Annotated in this window: 14 protein-coding genes and 2 pseudogenes; 10 read left to right on the top strand and 6 right to left on the bottom strand. The window is 74.5% G+C overall.

What is annotated here, in order from left to right; all coding sequences use genetic code 11:
• The first annotated feature begins 24 nt into the window (after positions 1 to 24).
• The gene (locus AB0B20_RS23055) at positions 25 to 759 is read left to right on the top strand and encodes a hypothetical protein (RefSeq protein WP_357473305.1); all 735 of its coding nucleotides are present in this window, start codon (positions 25 to 27) and stop codon (positions 757 to 759) included.
• Between the two features lie 64 nt (positions 760 to 823).
• Here the strand turns inward: AB0B20_RS23055 and AB0B20_RS23050 are convergent, their stop codons facing one another.
• Together AB0B20_RS23050 and AB0B20_RS23045 are read right to left on the bottom strand one after the other, a co-directional pair.
• A complete protein-coding gene (locus AB0B20_RS23050) occupies positions 824 to 1,840 on the bottom strand; it encodes an alpha/beta hydrolase (protein ID WP_357473302.1) in 1,017 nt (338 codons plus the stop codon).
• 157 nt (positions 1,841 to 1,997) lie between these two features.
• Positions 1,998 to 2,408, bottom strand: a complete 411-nt coding sequence (locus AB0B20_RS23045; RefSeq protein WP_357386259.1) for an HPF/RaiA family ribosome-associated protein — start codon at positions 2,406 to 2,408, stop codon at positions 1,998 to 2,000.
• Between the two features lie 285 nt (positions 2,409 to 2,693).
• Here AB0B20_RS23045 and ssb point away from each other — a divergent pair, with 285 nt between their 5' ends.
• The 3 genes and pseudogenes from ssb to AB0B20_RS23030 all read left to right on the top strand — a co-directional run.
• Complete coding sequence (ssb, locus tag AB0B20_RS23040) at positions 2,694 to 3,548, top strand: single-stranded DNA-binding protein (protein ID WP_357473297.1); 855 nt, start codon at positions 2,694 to 2,696, stop codon at positions 3,546 to 3,548.
• Positions 3,549 to 3,653: 105 nt separating this feature from the next.
• Entirely contained in the window at positions 3,654 to 4,661 is a 1,008-nt protein-coding gene (locus tag AB0B20_RS23035; RefSeq protein ID WP_357473348.1) for a cobalamin biosynthesis protein, read from the top strand.
• Positions 4,658 to 6,329, top strand: a pseudogene (locus AB0B20_RS23030) (cobyric acid synthase); the annotation flags it as partial. The gene AB0B20_RS23035 and the pseudogene AB0B20_RS23030, both read left to right, overlap by 4 nt.
• On the opposite strand, the gene AB0B20_RS23025 reads toward AB0B20_RS23030, so the two are convergent.
• Positions 6,228 to 6,629: a rhodanese-like domain-containing protein gene (locus tag AB0B20_RS23025; RefSeq protein WP_357386378.1), complete on the bottom strand. Its 402-nt coding sequence runs from the start codon at positions 6,627 to 6,629 to the stop codon at positions 6,228 to 6,230. The pseudogene AB0B20_RS23030 and the gene AB0B20_RS23025 sit on opposite strands and share 102 nt — an antisense overlap.
• Between AB0B20_RS23025 and AB0B20_RS23020 the strand changes: the two are divergent.
• The 4 genes and pseudogenes from AB0B20_RS23020 to AB0B20_RS23005 form a co-directional block, all read left to right on the top strand.
• A pseudogene (locus AB0B20_RS23020) lies at positions 6,564 to 7,438 on the top strand (hypothetical protein); the annotation flags it as partial. The gene AB0B20_RS23025 and the pseudogene AB0B20_RS23020 sit on opposite strands and share 66 nt — an antisense overlap.
• The gene (locus AB0B20_RS23015; protein WP_357473294.1) at positions 7,416 to 8,780 is read left to right on the top strand and encodes a dipeptidase; all 1,365 of its coding nucleotides are present in this window, start codon (positions 7,416 to 7,418) and stop codon (positions 8,778 to 8,780) included. The pseudogene AB0B20_RS23020 and the gene AB0B20_RS23015, both read left to right, overlap by 23 nt.
• Positions 8,781 to 8,858: 78 nt before the next feature.
• Entirely contained in the window at positions 8,859 to 9,065 is a 207-nt protein-coding gene (locus tag AB0B20_RS23010) for a hypothetical protein (RefSeq protein ID WP_192580616.1), read from the top strand.
• Positions 9,066 to 9,221: 156 nt separating this feature from the next.
• Positions 9,222 to 10,805 (top strand): ATP-dependent DNA ligase, encoded by a 1,584-nt coding sequence (locus tag AB0B20_RS23005; protein WP_357386265.1) that lies wholly within the window; start codon positions 9,222 to 9,224, stop codon positions 10,803 to 10,805.
• Between the two features lie 4 nt (positions 10,806 to 10,809).
• Here AB0B20_RS23005 and AB0B20_RS23000 read toward each other — a convergent pair whose 3' ends face one another.
• Both AB0B20_RS23000 and AB0B20_RS22995 read right to left on the bottom strand, forming a co-directional pair.
• Positions 10,810 to 11,505, bottom strand: coding sequence for a hypothetical protein (locus tag AB0B20_RS23000; protein WP_357473291.1), 696 nt, complete (start codon positions 11,503 to 11,505; stop codon positions 10,810 to 10,812).
• Positions 11,506 to 11,587: 82 nt separating this feature from the next.
• The gene (locus AB0B20_RS22995; protein WP_357473288.1) at positions 11,588 to 12,412 is read right to left on the bottom strand and encodes an SURF1 family protein; all 825 of its coding nucleotides are present in this window, start codon (positions 12,410 to 12,412) and stop codon (positions 11,588 to 11,590) included.
• Between the two features lie 134 nt (positions 12,413 to 12,546).
• On the opposite strand from AB0B20_RS22995, the gene AB0B20_RS22990 reads away from it, so the two are divergent.
• Entirely contained in the window at positions 12,547 to 13,917 is a 1,371-nt protein-coding gene (locus tag AB0B20_RS22990) for a cobyrinate a,c-diamide synthase (protein ID WP_357473279.1), read from the top strand.
• Positions 13,914 to 14,483, top strand: coding sequence for a GNAT family protein (locus AB0B20_RS22985; protein ID WP_357386273.1), 570 nt, complete (start codon positions 13,914 to 13,916; stop codon positions 14,481 to 14,483). Before AB0B20_RS22990 ends, AB0B20_RS22985 begins: the two co-directional genes overlap by 4 nt.
• A 136-nt stretch (positions 14,484 to 14,619) precedes the next feature.
• Here AB0B20_RS22985 and AB0B20_RS22980 read toward each other — a convergent pair whose 3' ends face one another.
• A complete protein-coding gene (locus AB0B20_RS22980; protein WP_357386275.1) occupies positions 14,620 to 16,752 on the bottom strand; it encodes a transglycosylase domain-containing protein in 2,133 nt (710 codons plus the stop codon).
• Between the last annotated feature and the right edge of the window lie 105 nt (positions 16,753 to 16,857).

Here is a 16,857-nt window from a genome sequence, read left to right as displayed (position 1 = left end):
GGCCGCGATCCGTACCCTCGTCGGATGCTGCTCGACCAGGAAACCGAGAACGAGATCGTCTTCGAGCTGTGCCAGCTCCTCGGGCGGGCCATTCTGCCCCTCACCGGCTCGGACGCGCCGGGAGCGCCGGCGGGCGTCGCCGGCACCGCCTTCTTCTACAGCGAGCTGGTGGGCGCCACCGACGACGGCGAGATCGCGCACGAGTGGCTGCTCACCGCCGACGCGCTGACCAGCCGGGCGTACGGCGAGATCGGGTTGCGGCCGAGCGTCACCGACCCGGCCGAGGGGGCGGACGAGCCGATCGACCTGCCCGGTTTCGCCGACCACTGGCTGCACCTGCCCGAACTGGGGATCGCCGCGATGCCGACCGGCGGCCTGCACGGCTACGCCGACGATCGGGGCTGGTGCTGGCGTACCCAGCAGGTCACCGAGGCGGTGGCCGCGCCGCCCGACTCGGTCGCGCGGATCGGCGCGGCGCCCGCGTCGGCGTTCGTGCTGGCCCTCGGTGTCGGCGACGGCGGGTCGCGGCCGTTGGAGGCGGTGGTCGAGCGGGTCGCCCGGGACGGCGGCGAGGTGCGGGTCACGACGGAACTGCCCGCCGGCTACGTGGGCGCGCCCGTGTTCGCGGTCGAGGCCGGGCCGGACGGCGGGCCCGCGCTGCGCTGCCTGGGCGTGGTGCTGCCGCCGCAGGCCGGTGGCCATCCGATCGCCACGTTCGACCGGATCCGCGCCGCGCTCACGGCCGTCGTCGCCGACTGAACCGGCGGTCCGGCGGCGGGACGGCCGACCGAACCCGACGTCCCGGCGGTGGGACGGACCGGCCTCAGCCCTCGGCGTTCGCGTCGGCCGGCCTGCGCGGGGCGGGCGGCGTCGTCGGCTCCGGCTCGGTCGGCCCGGCGCGGAGGAAGCCCTCCGCCCACCGTCCGACCTCCGCGAAGACCTTCTCGCGTACGCCGGGACTGGACAGCGTGAGGTCGTGCAGCCCGCCGTCGAAACGGGCGAGCGTGACGTGCCGCCCGAGGCGGGGCGCCCAGCGCACCATGTGCTCGACGTCGAGCACCGCGTCGGCACCGGTGGCGCTGTCGTGCCACTTGGCGCCCCGGAAACTCCGCGTGGAGCAGGCGAGCAGCACCGGCACCGGGATGTCCAGCCCGGCCCGCAGGCGGCGCTGACCGGCACGGATCGCGTTGATCCAGCCGGCCCGCACCGGGAAGCCGGCGAGCGGCTTCCAGGCCAGGTCGTACCGCCACTCGCCCCGGTGGTCGGCGTGCAGGCTCTCGCCGTACACCGTGCCCAGGCCGAACGGCAGCACACGCCGCGGCGCCCGGCGGCCCAGGCGGGAGACGGCGGCCGCGAGGGGTCGGCGGACCATCCAGGGCGCGTTGATGTCGAAGAAGGGGCTGTTGAGCACGATGCCGTCGACCAGGCCCGCGTCGCGGCGGTCGTGCGCCCAGAGCGAGATGATCAGACCGCCGGTCGAGTGGCCCATGGCGAGCAGGGTGTCGTGGCCCTCCTCGGCGCGGATGATCTCCGCGGCGGCGTCCAGCTCGGGGAAGTAGTCGCTCAGGTCGCGGCAGAAGTTCGGGGTCTGGTGCGGGAGCAGGCTGCGGCCGTACTTGCGCAGGTCGAGCGCGTAGAAGTCCCAGCCGCGCTCGGCGAAGAAGTCGGCCACGTGGGTCTGGAAGAAGTAGTCGACGAAGCCGTGCACGTAGAGCACGGCGCGGCCGGTCGGGCGGTCGGCCCGCCGCCGCACGAGGGTCGCGACCACCGGCCCCTCGTCGTCGGTGCCCAGCTCGATCGTCCGCCGCTCGTAGGGGGCGCCCAGCACGTCCGGTTCCACGACCGCGACGGTACGCCGCCGCGCTACCCGGCGGTAGGGGTGGTGAAAGGAGGGGGCCCTTGTTAACGCCTCCGGTAGAGGAAGGGCCCCCTGTTAACAACGCCTCGGCGCAGGACGGCCCGCCCGCCGGCACCGGGCGGGCGGGCCGTGCCGGAATTCAGGCGGTCTCGGCGTCCTCGCGCTCGGCGTCCAGCAACGGGGTGCCCTCGGGCTGGTCGACGGCGCGCAGGTGCTTGTTGTGGCGCGGCTCCTGCCGGGTCTTCGCGTCGTTGAGCTTGCGGCGCAGGTCGTCCCGGACGTCGTTGAGCGCGGCGTGCAGATCCTCCTCGGTCGAGGTGGTGACGATCTTCTGCCGCCCGGCGATCCAGCACTCCAGGGTCACCTTCTGGCCCCGGGCCTCGCGATCCTTGACGGACACCTCCAGCTCGGTGGCGTCGGCGTGGAAGCCGGCGAGCCGGGCGTCCAGGGTCCCGAACTGCTCGGCGATCCAGTTGCGGTCGCCCTGGGAGAACCCGGCGCCGACCCGCAGGCACTCGGCCACGGTCGCGGGGTTCGCCACGGCGCTCATCGCGCTGCCTCGCGGACGTCTCGGAGAAGCATCGGAGCTCCCTTTCTCTCGGTTGATCACAGACATACCCAACCGGCCTGATTCCGGAACGCCTGCCTGCCGGCTCCTCTCGATCATGCATCGCCGCAGGTCAGGCCCGTAGGGCCGGTCGGCCTAGCAGATCGGGACCTTGATCAGGTGGTTGTCCACAGGGCCGCCCGTCATCCACAGGTCCGGGCCGGCGGGTGGTCCGGGCGGGGCATCCGGCCGACGCTCATCGGGACAAGCCGATCCCTGGGAGGGGCGATGTTCGATACGTACGTGACGATCGTCGGCAACGTGCTCACCGCGCCGGAGTGGCGCCGTACCACGCAGAGCGGAACGCTGGTGGCCAACTTCAAGGTCGCCTCGACCGCCCGCCGGCTCGACCGCGACAGCGGCCGCTGGGTCGACGGCAACAGCCTTCGGGTACGCGTCAACTGCTGGCGCCGCCTCGCCGAGGGAGTGGCCGCCTCGGTGGCGGTGGGTGATCCGGTGATCGTCGCCGGCCGCCTCTACACCCGGGACTGGACCGACGAGTCCGGCACCCACCGCACGCTCTACGAGCTGGAGGCGGTCGCGGTCGGGCACGACCTGTCCCGCGGCCGGGCCCGCTTCCTGCGCAACCAGCCCCGCGCCGCCACCAGCACGGTCGAGGACGCCGAGGCCGAGCAGCGGGTGCACGGCGAGGCGACCGAGCCGGTGCCGGCCGCGCAGGCCCCCGCCACGTTCGACGACCGGCCCTTCGACGACGACTTCCCGCCGCCGGAGTACGGGGGCGGCCGGACTGGGCCGGCCGATGCCGTCGAGCGGGTGGGCGAGCCCGACCCGTTCGACGTCGGCCCCGGCCTGCCGGGCGCCGCCGCCCTCGGTGCCCGGCCGCGCGTGCAGGGCACCGGCTTCGACCCGGGGGCGGGCGACCCGGTCGCGGAGGAGGACGAGCTGGGCGACGTGGCGGACGACGGTCCGGTCACGGCCGAGGACGACGAGCTGGGCGCTGTCACACCGCTGGAGATCGACGCGCCGGGTGGTTCCGGACCGGATGGGGCCGAGCCGACCGGTGCCGGCGGCGGAAGCGCTCCGGGGCGTCGCGGGCGGCGGCGTACCCCGGTGCCCGCCTGACCCTCCGTCCGACGGGGGCGCGGGGTGGTGACAGCGGCGTCACCACCCCGCGGTACGACTAGGCTGGCCGGCCGGAGGTGGTGACGGGTGCGGCAGGCGACCGCCATGGCGAACGCGACCGGGTTGGTGGCGGGCTACGCGCTCGACGCCCTGCTCGGTGACCCCCGACGGTGGCATCCGGTGGCCGGCTTCGGCCGCGCGGCCGGCGCGCTGGAGCGGCGGCTCTACCGCCCCGACCGGGCGGCCGGCGCCGCGTTCACCGCGCTGGCGGTCGGCGGGCCGGTCCTGCTCGGCACCGCCGCCGCGCTGGCGACCCGGCGCCATCCGGTCGCGCGGGCCGCGCTGGTGGCCGCCGGCACCTGGACGGTGCTCGGCGGGCGCACGCTGCGGCGCGAGTCCCGGGTGATGGCGCGGGCGCTGGGCCGGGCCGACCTGCCCGCCGCCCGGGCCCGTCTGGGTAACCTCTGCGGGCGTGACCCGTCCACCCTCGACGAGCCCGAGCTCGCCCGCGCCACCGTCGAGTCGGTCGCCGAGAACACCTCGGACGCCGTTGTCGCCCCGCTGGTCTGGGGCGCGGTCGCGGGCCTGCCCGGCCTGCTCGGCTACCGGGCGGCGAACACGCTCGACGCGATGGTCGGGCACCGCTCGCCCCGGTACGCCCGCTTCGGCACGCCCGCGGCCCGGCTGGACGACGCGCTGAACCTGGTGCCGTCCCGGCTGACCGGGGTGCTCACGGTGGCCGTCGCGCCGGTGGCGAACGGGAACCGCGCCACCGCCTGGCACGTGTGGCGGCGGGACCGGGCCGACCACCCGAGCCCGAACGCCGGCCAGTGCGAGGCGGCCATGGCGGGCGCGCTCGGCGTACGGCTCGGCGGACGCAACGTCTACTTCGGCCGCGCCGAGACCCGCCCGTTCCTCGGTGACGGGCCACGCCCCGACGCGCGGCACCTGAAGCGGGCCGCCCGCATCTCCGGCGCGGTGGGTGCGGCCGCGCTCGGCCTGGCCGCGCTCTACCCGGTGACAGTCGGCCGGGTGGCCGGGGCCGCCGGGCGGGCCGCGCTCGGCGCCGTCACCCGAGCGGCCCGTGGCTCAGGCCGGGGGAGCGCGCGGTGAGCGGCGGGCTGCTTGTCGCCGGCACCACCTCCGACGCCGGCAAGAGCGTGCTCACCGCCGGCATCTGCCGCTGGCTGCGCCGCCGGGGTGTCCGGGTCGCCCCGTTCAAGGCGCAGAACATGTCGAACAACTCCGCGGTGGTGGTCGGCCCGGACGGCCGCGGCGGGGAACTGGGCCGGGCCCAGGCGATGCAGGCCGCAGCCTGCGGGCTCGACGCCGATCTGCGCTTCAACCCGGTGCTGCTCAAGCCGGGCAGCGACCACGCCAGCCAGGTGGTGCTGCTCGGCGAGGCGGTCGGCACGGTCACCGCCGGCAACTACCAGGAGGTACGGGCCCGGCTGGCCACCACCGCGTACGCGGCGCTGGCCGAGCTGCGGGCCGAGTACGACGTGGTGATCTGCGAGGGCGCGGGCAGCCCCGCCGAGATCAACCTGCGCGACGGCGACTACGTCAACATGGGGCTGGCGCGGCAGGCCGGGCTGCCCGCGATCGTGGTCGGCGACATCGACCGGGGCGGGGTGTTCGCCTCGATGTTCGGCACCGTCGCGTTGCTCGACGCGGCCGACCAGGCGCTGGTGGCCGGGTTCGTGGTGAACAAGTTCCGCGGCGACCGTGGTCTGCTCCAGCCGGGGCTGGACATGCTGCGCCGGGTCACCGGCCGCCCGGCGTACGGGGTGGTGCCCTGGGCACTCGACCTGTGGCTGGACGCGGAGGACTCGCTCGCGTACGGGCGCGTGCTCGGCCGCCCGGCCGCGCCCCGGGGCACCGACTGGCTCGACGTCGCCGTGGTGCGGCTACCCCGGATCAGCAACGCCACCGACGTCGAGGCCCTCGCCACGGAGCCTGGTGTGCGGGTACGCCTCACCGTCGAACCGGCCGAACTGGCCGCCGCCGACCTGGTGGTGCTCCCCGGCACCAAGTCGACTGTCGCCGACCTGGAGTGGCTGCGGGAGACCGGCCTGGCCGACGCGGTGCTGACGCACGCCGCCGCCGGACGGCCGCTGCTCGGCATCTGCGGCGGCTTCCAGATGCTGGGCCGGGCGATCCACGACCCGGTGGAGAGCCGCCGGGGCAGCGTGCCCGGCCTCGGGCTGCTGCCCGTCGAGATCACCTTCGAGCCGCGCAAGACGGTACGCCGGGCCGAGGGCACCGCCTCCGGAGACGTGCCGGTGCACGGCTACGAGATCCACCACGGCCGTGTCTCGGCCGCCGACCCGGGGCTGGCGCCGCTGCTGCGCTACGCCGACGGCACCGGCGAGGGTGCCCGCCTCGGCACCGTGTACGGCACACACTGGCACGGCGCCTTCTCGTCGGACGCGTTCCGCCGCGGGTTCCTCACCGAGGTCGCGGAGGCGGCCGGACGGACCGGGTTCAAGGTCGCGCCGGACACGTCCTTCGCGGCGGCCCGGGAGCGGACGCTGGACCTGCTCGGCGATCTGGTCGAGGAACACCTCGACACGGACGCGCTGTGGCGGCTGATCGAGTCCGGGCCACCGCCCGGGCTGCCGTTCGTGCCACCCGGCGCGCCACCGGCGTAGAGCGTCGGAGGGCGGCCGCCGCGACGGCTCAGTAGCGCACGTCGGCCGGGCGGTCGGACATCGGCAGCCCGGCCTCCCGCCAGCCCCGCACCCCGCCGACCATGTCGGTGGCCTGCCGCAGACCCAGCGTCTGGAGGCTGGCGGCGGCCAGGCTGGAGCTGTAGCCCTCCCGGCACACCACGATGATCTCGCGGTCGTACCCGGTGGCCTCCGGGATGCGCCACGCGCTGGCCGGGTCGAGCCGCCACTCCAGCACCGTGCGGTCGATGACGATCGCGCCGGGCAGCTCACCCTCCTCGCGGCGCTGCGCCTCGGTACGCGTGTCGATAAGCAGCGCGCCGCCACGGACCGCCTCGACGGTCTCGTGCGGAGTGAGCCGGCGGAGACCGGCGCGGGCCTGTTCCAGAAGGGCGTCGACGCCCGGACACATCACGTCATGGAGCACCCCCCGATGATGCCCAGCGGGCCGAGCCGCCGCTCGGCGAAACGGTCCGCCCGGGTCGCAGGTTCCAGCGGACGGGGGAACGTTAGCGTCGGTCGGGTGAACGTGGCGGTGATCGGGGCGTACGCCGGGTTGGCCCGCCGGGTGCTTGCCGGTCCGGCGCGGTTGGGGCGTACCCGGCTGGTCGCCGTCGACGGGCCGAGCGGCGCGGGCAAGAGCGTGTTCGCGACGCGCCTCGCGGACGCCCTCGCGGAGCGGGCGGGCACCCCCCGCCCGCCGCTCGTGCACACCGACGACCTGCTCGACGGCTGGGACGACCAGCTCACGTTCTGGAACCGGCTGGAGGAGCAGGTGCTCGGCCCGGTGCGGGCGGGGCGGCCGGGCGGCTACCGCCGCTACAGCTGGGTGCGCCGCCGTTTCCTGGACCGGGTGGTGCCGGTGCCGGCCGCACCGGTGCTGATCGTCGAGGGGGTGAGTGCCGCCCGTGCCGTGGTACGCCCCGAGCTGACGCTGTCGGTGCTCGTCACCGCACCGGCCGAACTGCGGTTGCGGCGGGCGCTGGCCCGCGACGGCGCGCGGATCCTGCCGGAGCTGCGGCGCTGGCACGCGGGGGAGCGGGCGCACTTCGCCGCCGACGGCACCGCCTCGGCGGTGGACCTGGTCGTCGACGGTGCCCCGGACCTGCCGCACGACGCGGACCGCTACTACGTGCGCGTGGGTCGGCGATCGGGCTCGGGCGACGTGACGGGGTAAGGCCAGCATACGATTCCGGTCATGACCACTCCGATCCTCTCCGAGTCCGAGGTGCGGGCCGCCGTCGAGCGGGAACTCCCCGGCGTCCGCGCCGACCTCGAGCGACTCGTCCGCATCCCGGGCATCGCCTTCGAGGGCTTCGACCACTCGCACGTGGAGCGTTCCGCCGAGGCGGTGGCGGAGCTGCTGCGCGGCTGCGGCCTCGACACGCGGATCGTCCGGTCCGGCGGCCAGCCCGCGGTGATCGGCATCAAGGCGGCCCCGCCCGGCGCACCCACCGTGCTCATGTACGCGCACCACGACGTGCAGCCGGTCGGCGACCTGTCGCTGTGGGAGTCGGACCCGTTCGAGCCGGTGGAGCGCGACGGCCGCCTCTACGGCCGGGGCGCCGCCGACGACAAGGCCGGCATCATGGCGCACGTCGCCGCGCTGCGCGCGTTCGGCGACCGGCTCCCGGTCGGCGTGGTGCTGTTCATCGAGGGCGAGGAGGAGTACGGCTCGGACTCGCTGGAGCGGCTGCTCGCCGAGCACCGTGACGACCTGGCCTCGGACGTCATCGTCATCGCCGACTCCACCAACTGGGATGTCGGCGTGCCGGCGCTGACCACCTCGCTGCGCGGCATCGTCAACTGCTTCGTGGAGGTGCGCACGCTCGACCACGCGGTGCACAGCGGCATGTTCGGCGGTGCCGTGCCGGACGCGCTCACCGCGCTGGTGAAGCTGCTCGGCACGCTGCACGACGAGGCCGGCGACGTCGCGGTGGAGGGGCTGGTCGGCCGGGAGGGCGCCAGCGTCGACTACCCGGAGGACCGGTTCCGCGCCGAGGCCGGCCTGGTAGAAGGTGCCAAGCTGCTCGGCACCGGCCGGATCACCGACCGGCTCTGGACCAAGCCGGCGCTGGCGATCCTCGGCGTGGACGCGCCGTCCACCGGCGAGGCGCCGAACGCGCTGGTGCCGTCCGCGAAGGCGAAGCTGAGCGTACGGCTGGCGCCGGGCGACGACCCGAAGAAGGCGTACGCGGCGCTGACCGCGCACCTGGAGCGGCACGCGCCCTGGGGCGCACAGGTGTCGGTGACGTTCGAGCACGACGGCGCGCCGTGCGTCATCGACGCCTCCGGGCCGATGTTCGACGCGGCCCGGTCGGCGTTCCGCACGGCCTGGGACGGCACCGACCCGGTCGACATCGGGGTGGGCGGGTCGATCCCGTTCATCGCCACGTTCCAGGAGATGTTCCCCCGGGCCGCGATCCTGGTGACCGGTGTGGAGGACCCGCACGCGCGGGCGCACGGGCCGAACGAGAGCCTGCACCTCGGCGAGTTCGCCCGGGTGTGCCTGGCCGAGGCGCTGCTGCTGGCCCGGGTGGCCGAGGTCGGAAACCGCGCCTGAGGTGTCGAAACCGTAACTTCGGGGCCGATGTCGGAGTTTGTGGTGTGTCGGCGGGCGGGGTGTTATAGCCTTTCGAACATGCGTACGAACGACGAGATCGAGCGGCTTCAGGCCGCCGTCCGTGCTCTGGGGGACGTCGACGTCTCCGCGTGGTCCGAGGACACGCTCAACGAACAGATCGGCGAGCTCTCCGCCGCCCTGGTCACGCTCGACGCGCTGCTCACCCGGGTCGCCGAGGGCGTGCGCGGGCGCGGCCTGCGCATCGAGGAACCCGTCTCGGCCTGACCGCCGGCCCGGCGACACATCGGCCCCGGCGACACGTCGACCCGGCGGCGGCCCGGCGATTCGGCGGCCCGATGATTCGGCGGCCCGGCGCACCCCTGCGGTGTGCCGGGTCGCCGGATCCGCCCCGATGTCACAGGCGGCTGGCAGGATGTGGACGTGCGTTTCGCGGAGCTGGCGGCCACCTCGGCCGCGGTCGGCGCCACCAGTGGCCGTCGGGCCAAGGTGGAGCTGCTGGCCGCCGCGCTGCGCGGGCTGGAGCCGGGCGAGATCCCGGCCGGCGCCGGTTACCTCGCCGGCGAGCTGCGCCAGCGCCAGACCGGTGTCGGCTGGGCGGGCCTGCGTGACCTGCCCCCGCCGGCCGCCGAGCCGACGCTCACCGTCGCCGCCGTGGACGCGGCGATCGAGGAGATCTCCCGCGTCGCCGGATCCGGCTCGCAGGCCCGGCGGCGGGAACTGGTCGGCCGTCTCTTCGCCGCCGCCACCGCCGACGAGCAGCGCCTGCTGACAGGCCTGTTCCGGGGCGAGTTGCGCCAGGGCGCGCAGGCCGGGCTGCTGACCGACGCGGTCGCGCGCGCCGCCGACGTGCCGCTCACCGCCGTCCGGCGGGCCCTGCTGCTCGCCGGTGACCTTCGGGCGGTGGCGGTCGCGGCGCTCACCGGCGGCGCCGACGCGCTGGCCGGGTTCGGGCTCCAGGTGGGCCGGCCGCTCGCGCCGATGCTCGCGCAGAGCGCCCCCTCTGTCGACGAGGCGCTCACCGCCACCGGCGTGCCGGCGGTGGTCGACGTCAAGCTCGACGGCATCCGCATCCAGGTGCACCGCTCCGGAGCGGACATCGCCGTCTTCACCCGCAGCCTCGACGAGGTCACCGGCCGGCTGCCCCAGGTGGTGGCCGCCGTCCGCGCGCTGCCCGCCCGCGAGCTGGTGCTCGACGGTGAGGCGATCGGGCTGGACGCCGCCGGCCGGCCGCTGCCGTTTCAGGAGACGTCCAGCCGGGCGGCCCGGCGCACCACGCCCAGCACCACCGGGCAGGCGCCTGTCGCGCCGGCCGTGCTGGCCGCCGCCGAGCGCACCGGCGAGCCGGTGCTCACGCCGTACTTCTTCGACCTGCTGCACATCGACGGCGCCGACCTGATCGACGCGCCGGGGCGGGAGCGGTGGGCGGCCCTGGCCGGCGCGGTCGACGCCTCGCTGCTCGTCGACCGGGTCGAGGTGGACGACGTGGCGCAGGCCGCCACCGCGTTCGCCGCGGCGGTCGACGCCGGTCAGGAAGGCGTGGTGGTCAAGGACCCGGCCGCCCCCTACGACGCGGGCCGGCGCGGCTCGGCCTGGGTCAAGGTGAAGCCGCGGCACACGCTCGACCTGGTGGTCCTCGCGGTCGAGTGGGGCAGCGGCCGGCGGGAGGGGTGGCTGTCCAACCTGCACCTGGGCGCACGCGATCCGCGTACCGGCGAGTTCGTCATGCTCGGCAAGACGTTCAAGGGCCTCACCGACGAGCTGCTGCGCTGGCAGACCGAGCGGTTCCTGTCGCTCGCCGTGGAGAAGGGCGACTGGGTGGTGCGGGTCCGGCCGGAGCAGGTCGTCGAGATCGCGTTCGACGGGGTGCAGACCAGCAGCCGCTACCCGGGCGGCATGGCGTTGCGCTTCGCCCGCGTGCTGCGTTACCGCGACGACAAGACCGCCGCCGAGGCGGACACCATCGACGCGGTCCGCGCCATCCACGCCGGCCGGGTCACCGGCTGACGACTCAGCCGGCCGACAGCGACCGGGCGTAGTTGACCTGGTTGTTGATCTGCTGCACCTGGAACTGGTCGGCCACCGGGATCCGCGCGACGTACTGGTGACCGCCGCTGCTCACCGTCACCTGCACGGTGCCGTAGTGCCGCGTCTCCTTGATCAGCAGGAACAGGAGGCTGAACACGGTCAGGCAGAAGAAGCCGAGGATCGCGGCGACGATCGCCCAGGGAGCGATCTTCTCCTCCCGCTGCCAGTAGTCGGTCACGTACCAGGAGGCGCCGGCGAGCGGCAGCACACCGGCCGGGGTACGGATGACCGGCGGCGTCACCACGATCTCGGCGATCTGCACGGCGACCGCCGACTGCGCGGGCGGCACCGGCCCGCCCGGCGGGTACGGCCCGTGGTGCGGTGCGACCGCCCCGGCCGGCGGCACCGGTGGCGCGGAGAACTGGGCCGGTGGCGCGGAGAACTGGGCCGGCGGCGCGGAGAACTGGGCGGTCGCCGGTGGGCCGGAGAACGGTGCGGGTGGCGCGGAGGACTGCGGCGCGGCGGGGAACTGCGCGGTGGGCGCGGGGGTGACAGGTGCGTCCGGCACGGCTACCACCGGGAACTGCTCGGTGGGCGGCGCGACGGCCGGCGGCATGGCCGACCACGGGTCGTACGCGGGCGGCTCGGCGGCCGGGGGCGTCGTGGAGTCAGAGGTCACCGCGACCCCCACGATTGACGATCATCCGCGGACCTTACAACGTCCCCGCCGTCCGGTGTGCCCACCGGGAGGGCGGACGTCGTCAGGCGCAGGTGGGGGCGGCCGGCTCGGCGGCCCGGTCCACCGGCTCGCCCGGCTTGTCCAGTCCGGCGAGGCGGCGGGCCTCCCGGCGGGCGACCCAGCCGTAGCCGAACAGGCTCATCACCGCGAAGATCCACCACTGCCAGACGTAGCCGAAGTTCTGCCAGTTGTTCGTGTGGCCGATCTGGACCGCCTGGAAGGCCGGGTCGGCGGCCGGGGTCTGCCCGTCGAGTAGCACGTAGCCGCCGCTCACCGGGTAGGGAAGCTGCTGGGCCAGGCGGGGGATGTCGATGCGCCGGGCCTCCAGCTTGCCGTCGCGCCGGGCGACCGCGCCGCCGCCGCTCTCGCTGCCGACGACCCGGCCGGTCACCGTCACCTCGCCGGTCGGCGCCGCCGGCACCTGCGGCTGGACGGTCGCCGCGGCGCCCGGGGCGGGCGGGATCCAGCCGCGGTCGACGAGGACCGCGCTGCCGTCGGCCAGCACCAGCGGGGTGAGCACCTCGAAGCCGACCTTGTTGTCGACGGTCCGGCCGCGGATCAGGATGACGTTCGCGCTGTCGTACCGGCCGGTGGCGGTGACCCGGCTCCAGGTGACCTGCTCCGACGGGGCGGGACCGACGTCATCGGCGCCGCCGCTGGGCGCGGGGAGCGCGTCGCGCAGCGGCGCGGGCGTCATGGTGGCCCCGGCGTCGATGCGCTCGTTGACCGCCGTCCGGCCCCGGTAGCGGTCGAGCTGCCAGTTGCCCAGGAACACCATCACCGTCGCGGCGACGAGCGTGAGCGCGAGGTAGCCGAGCCAGCGCGGGGTCAGCAGGAACCGGTACACGTTGGCCAAGGCTACCCGTATGAGCGGAGCCACTCGCCGCAGCCAGGGAGAAAGGGTGGTGTGCGCGGCTCTCGCGCGCGGGAGCGGACGGGTATGGTCACGCGGGCGGAAACCACCCACATCAGGAGTCGATGATGACCGACGTGCCGCGCGTCGTGCTGAGTGCGCCCTCCTCGGGGCACGGCACCGGCGCCGTCTCCCTCGGCCTGCTCGCGGCGCTCACCGACCGGGGGCTTCCGGTGGCCGGGTTCAAGGTCGGGCCGGACCAGGTGGACGCGGCGTACCTGGGGCTCGCCGCCGGCCGCGCCGGGCGCACGCTGGACCCGCGACTGGTCGGCCCGGAGCGGGTCGCGCCCCTGTTCGCGTACGGCGCCGCCGACACCGAGTTCGCGCTGGTGCAGGGCACGATGGGCCTCTACGACTCGGTCGCCGGTCGCCCGGAGAGCGAGTCGACGGCGGCCGTCGCCACCGCGCTGCGCAGCCCGGTGGTGCTGGTGGTGGACGTGGCCGCGATGGGGCAGTCGGTGGCCGCACTGGTGCACGGCTTCCGGGCGTACGACGACGAGCTGTGGCTGGGCGGCGTGATCCTCAACCGGGTGGCCTCGCCCCGGCACGAGGCGCTGCTGCGCGAGGCGCTCGACGACGTGGGCGTCCCGGTCTACGGTGCGTTGCGCCGGCACGAACTGCCCCCGGTGCTGCCCGCCCGCCGGTACGGCACCGGGCCGGTGGTGCGCGCCGACGCCGAGGCCGAACGCGGCGTACGCCGCCTCGGTGAGGCGGTGGCCGCGACAGTCGACCTCGACCGGCTGCTGGCGCTGGCTCGCTCCGCCCCCGCGCTCACCGTCGAGCCGTGGTCGCCGGAGCCGGCCGACGGCCCGTCGGTGCCGGGGGAGCGCCCGGTGGTGGCGCTGGCCGGCGGACCGGCCGGCGCCTACAGCCACCCCGAGACCGCCGAGCTGCTGCGCGCCGCCGGAGCCGAGGTGGTCACGTTCGATCCGTTGCGCGACGAGGCGCTGCCCGCCGGGGCCCGCGCGCTCGTCGCCGGCGGCGGGCTGCCCGAGACGTACGCGGATCAGCTCTCCGCCAACCGCCGCCTCTGCATCGCGGTGGCCGAGCTGGCCCGCTCCGGCCGCCCGGTGATCGCCGAGGGGGCCGGTCTGCTCTGGCTGGCCCGGGAGCTGGACGGCCTGCCCATGTGCGGGGTGCTCGACGCGGTCGGCACGGTCCGGGACGGCCTGGTGGTCGGCTACCGCACGGCCACCGCGGTCACCGGCAGCGTGGTGGCGGCGGCCGGTACGACGGTGACCGGGCACAAGCAGCACGCCGCCGTGCTGACCCCGCGCGCCGGTGACCGGCCGGCGTGGCGCTGGGAGGGCGGCAACCCGGAGGGCTTCGTCCGGCAGGCGGTGCACGCCTCGCAGCTCGTGCCGCACTGGGCCGCGCATCCGGGCATCGCGGCCCGGCTGGTGGCCGCCGCGCTGGCCCCGGCGGGGGCGTCGGCGTGATCGGACAGGTGGCGGTACGCCGCTTCCCGGCGCTGACCGTCTCCACCCCGCGCATCGAGGTGCGGCACCTGACCGCCGCGGACGCGGAGGCGGTCGACGAGGTGTTCGCCGACCGGCAGACGCAGCGCTGGCTGCCGCTGGCCGAGGCGTCCGGGCAGATCGACGGGCAGGCGTGGTGCACCGAGCTGGCCCGGCAGCGGCGGGACAGCGGCGACGGCGACCACTGGGCGGTGGTCCGCCGGGAGGACCAGCGGGTGGTCGGCTCGCTCTGGGCCCGGCGTACCGACTGGGGTGCCCGGCTCACCGAGCTGTCGTACGCGATCGCGCCGCATGCCCGGGGCTACGGCCTGGCGGTCGAGGCGGTGGACGCGGTGGCCGTCGCGCTGATCCTGGAGCACGGGTTCCAGCGGGTGGAGCTGCGGGTGGCGGCTGGCAACGTGGCGTCCCGGCGGGTCGCCGAGAAGGCCGGGTTCAGCTACGAGGGCCTGCTGCGCAACGCCGGCTTCGTCCGTGGCGCCCGGGTGGACCTGGAGCTCTGGTCCTTCGTAGCCGCCGACCTCCGCTGAGCCTCGCCGCCCATCCTTCGCAACGTCGATCAAGGAGTTCGCGTCGGCGGATCGCGCGATCCCTGACGCAAACTCCTTGATCAACTACCCGGGCGCACCCCCGGGCGGAACAGGGTGGTGGGGCGGGACGGGGTGGTCAGCCGACTATCTGGTCTGAGGGTGGGGTGAACTGGCGGGTGGGCTGGCCCTTGAGGGAGTCCCGCAGGGTCTGCGCCACCGCGTTCACCGGGATCTGGGACTGCCCGTCGCCCACCGCGTTGAACGGATTGTCCGGGTCGGCGATGAAGCTCGCCGCCGCCAGCTCCGGCGTGTAGCCGACGAACCACGCCGACCGGGTGCTGTCCGTCGTACCCGTCTTGCCGGCGACCGGGCGGCCGACCGTACCCCGCACGCTGTCGGCCGTCGACCAGCCGCCGCAGCTCCCCTTGGCCGGGGTGTCGCCGGTCGGGCACCGGGCCGCGTCGGTGGCGGCCCGGGCCGCGTCGGCGTTCACCACCTGCCGGCATCGCGGTTTGGCCACCTCCCGCTGCACCCCGCCCGGCGTGGTGTACGTGGCCGGAGTGCCGTCCCGGTTCATGATCGCGTTGACCGGGATGGCCTCGCAGTAGCGCCCGTCGGCGGCGATGGCCGCGTACGCGTTCGCCATCTCCAGCGGGGTGGCGTCGGAGACGCCGAGCGTGAACGCGCCCCACTTCTTCGCCTTGCCCGGCGACGCCTGCTCCTTGTCCACGTCGGTACGCCAGCGCAGCCCCAGTTGCTCGGCCAGGCGCACCCCGGCGTCCGCGCCGATCTTCTCCTCCAGCTGGACGAAGTACGTGTTCACCGACTTGCCGAAGCCGGACCACATGGTCTGCCGCCCGGTCATCGCGCCGCTGGCGTTCGACGGCGCCCACCCGTCGTAGACGGCCGACTTGTACGTGTACGGCGAGTCGTACGCGGTGGACAGCGGCATTCCCGCGTTGAGCGCGGCGAGCATCGGGAACATCTTGAACGTCGAACCGGCCTGGTAGCCCGGGAGCGTCCCGCCGCCGAGCAGCGGCGCCACCGTGTTCGGATAGTTCGCCTTGACCTTCGGCCCGGCCTCCGGGTTCGAGCTGTTCGGGTTCTCGGCCAGGTCGAGCGAGTAGTTCCGGTTCACCGCCATCGCCTTGATCCGCCCGGTGCCGGGCTCGGCGACCACGATCCCGTTGGCGAACGGGCTGCCGGTGTTGTCCTTGGCGCCGACGTTCTTCTCCGCCGCCTCCTGCGTCTTCGGGTCGAGCGCGAGCACGATCCGGTAGCCGCCGCGACGCAGCTTGTCCATCCGTTCCAGCCGGTTCTCGCCGAACGCGGGCTGGGCGCTCCACCAGTTCTTGAGGTAGTCGCAGTAGAAGCCCCAGCTGCGGTGGCCGCCGTCGATCGCGGCGCAGTCGTTCGGCGGGTCGGTCAGCTTCAGCTTGATCGGCTGGCTCTTGGCCTCGGCTGCGGCGTCCGGCGACAGGTAGCCGAGGCGGGCCATGTTGTCCAGCACGTAGTTGCGCCGGCCGGTGGCGTCCTTCTGGTCGGAGGTGATCGGGTCGTACTCCGACGGCGATTTCACCAGCCCGGCCAGCGTGGCCGCCTCGACCGGGCTGAGCGTCGCAGGGGTCTTGGAGAAGAAGATCTGCGAGGCGGCGTAGATCCCGTACGCGCGGTGGCCGAAGTAGGCCGAGTTGAGGTAGCGCTCCAGGATCTGTTCCTTGCTCAGTTGCTTCTCGATGTCCAGCGCCATGCGCATCTCCTTGACCTTGCGCAGGCTGGTCTGCTGGGTGGCCTCCTGGACCTCCTTGGGCGTGGTCGCGCTGTCCCGCAGCGCCATCCGCACGTACTGCATGGTGATCGTCGACGCGCCCTGGGACACGCCGCCGGACTGGGCGTTGGAGACGAAGGCACGCGCCACGCCCTTCGGGTCGACGCCGTGGTGCTGGTAGAAGCGGTTGTCCTCGGCGGCGACGATCGCCTGCTGGACGTTCGGCGACATGTTCTCGATCTTGGTGTACTGCCGGTACTCCTCGTAGAACATGGTCAGCACCGTCTTGCCGTCCGGCGCGTAGACGTACGAGGTCTCGGCCGGCAACGCGGTCTTGAGGATGTTCGTCTTCTGTTCCACCGCGTGCGCGGTGGCCTTGGCCCCGAGGCCGGTGACGGCGACCAGCGGATAGAGGGCGGCGGCGACCACGATGCCGGCGATCAGCCCGGCGCGGAGTAGGGGAACGAGACGGCCTGCGGAAGCAAGGGAACGACTGCTCACGGGGTCAAGCTATGACATTTCCGATTCGGAAATGAGAAGAACTCATAAACCGGCGGACCGTGACGCGACCCACGCCGGGATGCGCTGTCCCGGGCGGCGGCTACC

Source organism: Micromonospora sp. NPDC049151, from assembly GCF_040648395.1.
In the GTDB taxonomy this organism is placed as follows: domain Bacteria; phylum Actinomycetota; class Actinomycetes; order Mycobacteriales; family Micromonosporaceae; genus Micromonospora.
The sequence above is the reverse complement of the archived record's forward strand: the minus strand, read 5'-3'. Positions and strand labels throughout refer to the sequence as shown.

Bases quoted from the DNA above. Each gene is read 5' to 3' on its own strand.
- AB0B20_RS23055 (WP_357473305.1), top strand. From the start codon at position 25: ATGCTGCTCGACCAGGAAACCGAGAACGAGATCGTCTTCGAGCTGTGC.
- AB0B20_RS23035 (WP_357473348.1), top strand. From the start codon at position 3,654: ATGGCGAACGCGACCGGGTTGGTGGCGGGCTACGCGCTCGACGCCCTG.
- AB0B20_RS22990 (WP_357473279.1), top strand. From the start codon at position 12,547: ATGACCGACGTGCCGCGCGTCGTGCTGAGTGCGCCCTCCTCGGGGCAC.
- AB0B20_RS23045 (WP_357386259.1), bottom strand. From the start codon at position 2,408: ATGAGCGCCGTGGCGAACCCCGCGACCGTGGCCGAGTGCCTGCGGGTC.
- ssb (WP_357473297.1), top strand. From the start codon at position 2,694: ATGTTCGATACGTACGTGACGATCGTCGGCAACGTGCTCACCGCGCCG.
- AB0B20_RS23015 (WP_357473294.1), top strand. From the start codon at position 7,416: ATGACCACTCCGATCCTCTCCGAGTCCGAGGTGCGGGCCGCCGTCGAG.
- AB0B20_RS23025 (WP_357386378.1), bottom strand. From the start codon at position 6,629: ATGTGTCCGGGCGTCGACGCCCTTCTGGAACAGGCCCGCGCCGGTCTC.
- AB0B20_RS23010 (WP_192580616.1), top strand. From the start codon at position 8,859: ATGCGTACGAACGACGAGATCGAGCGGCTTCAGGCCGCCGTCCGTGCT.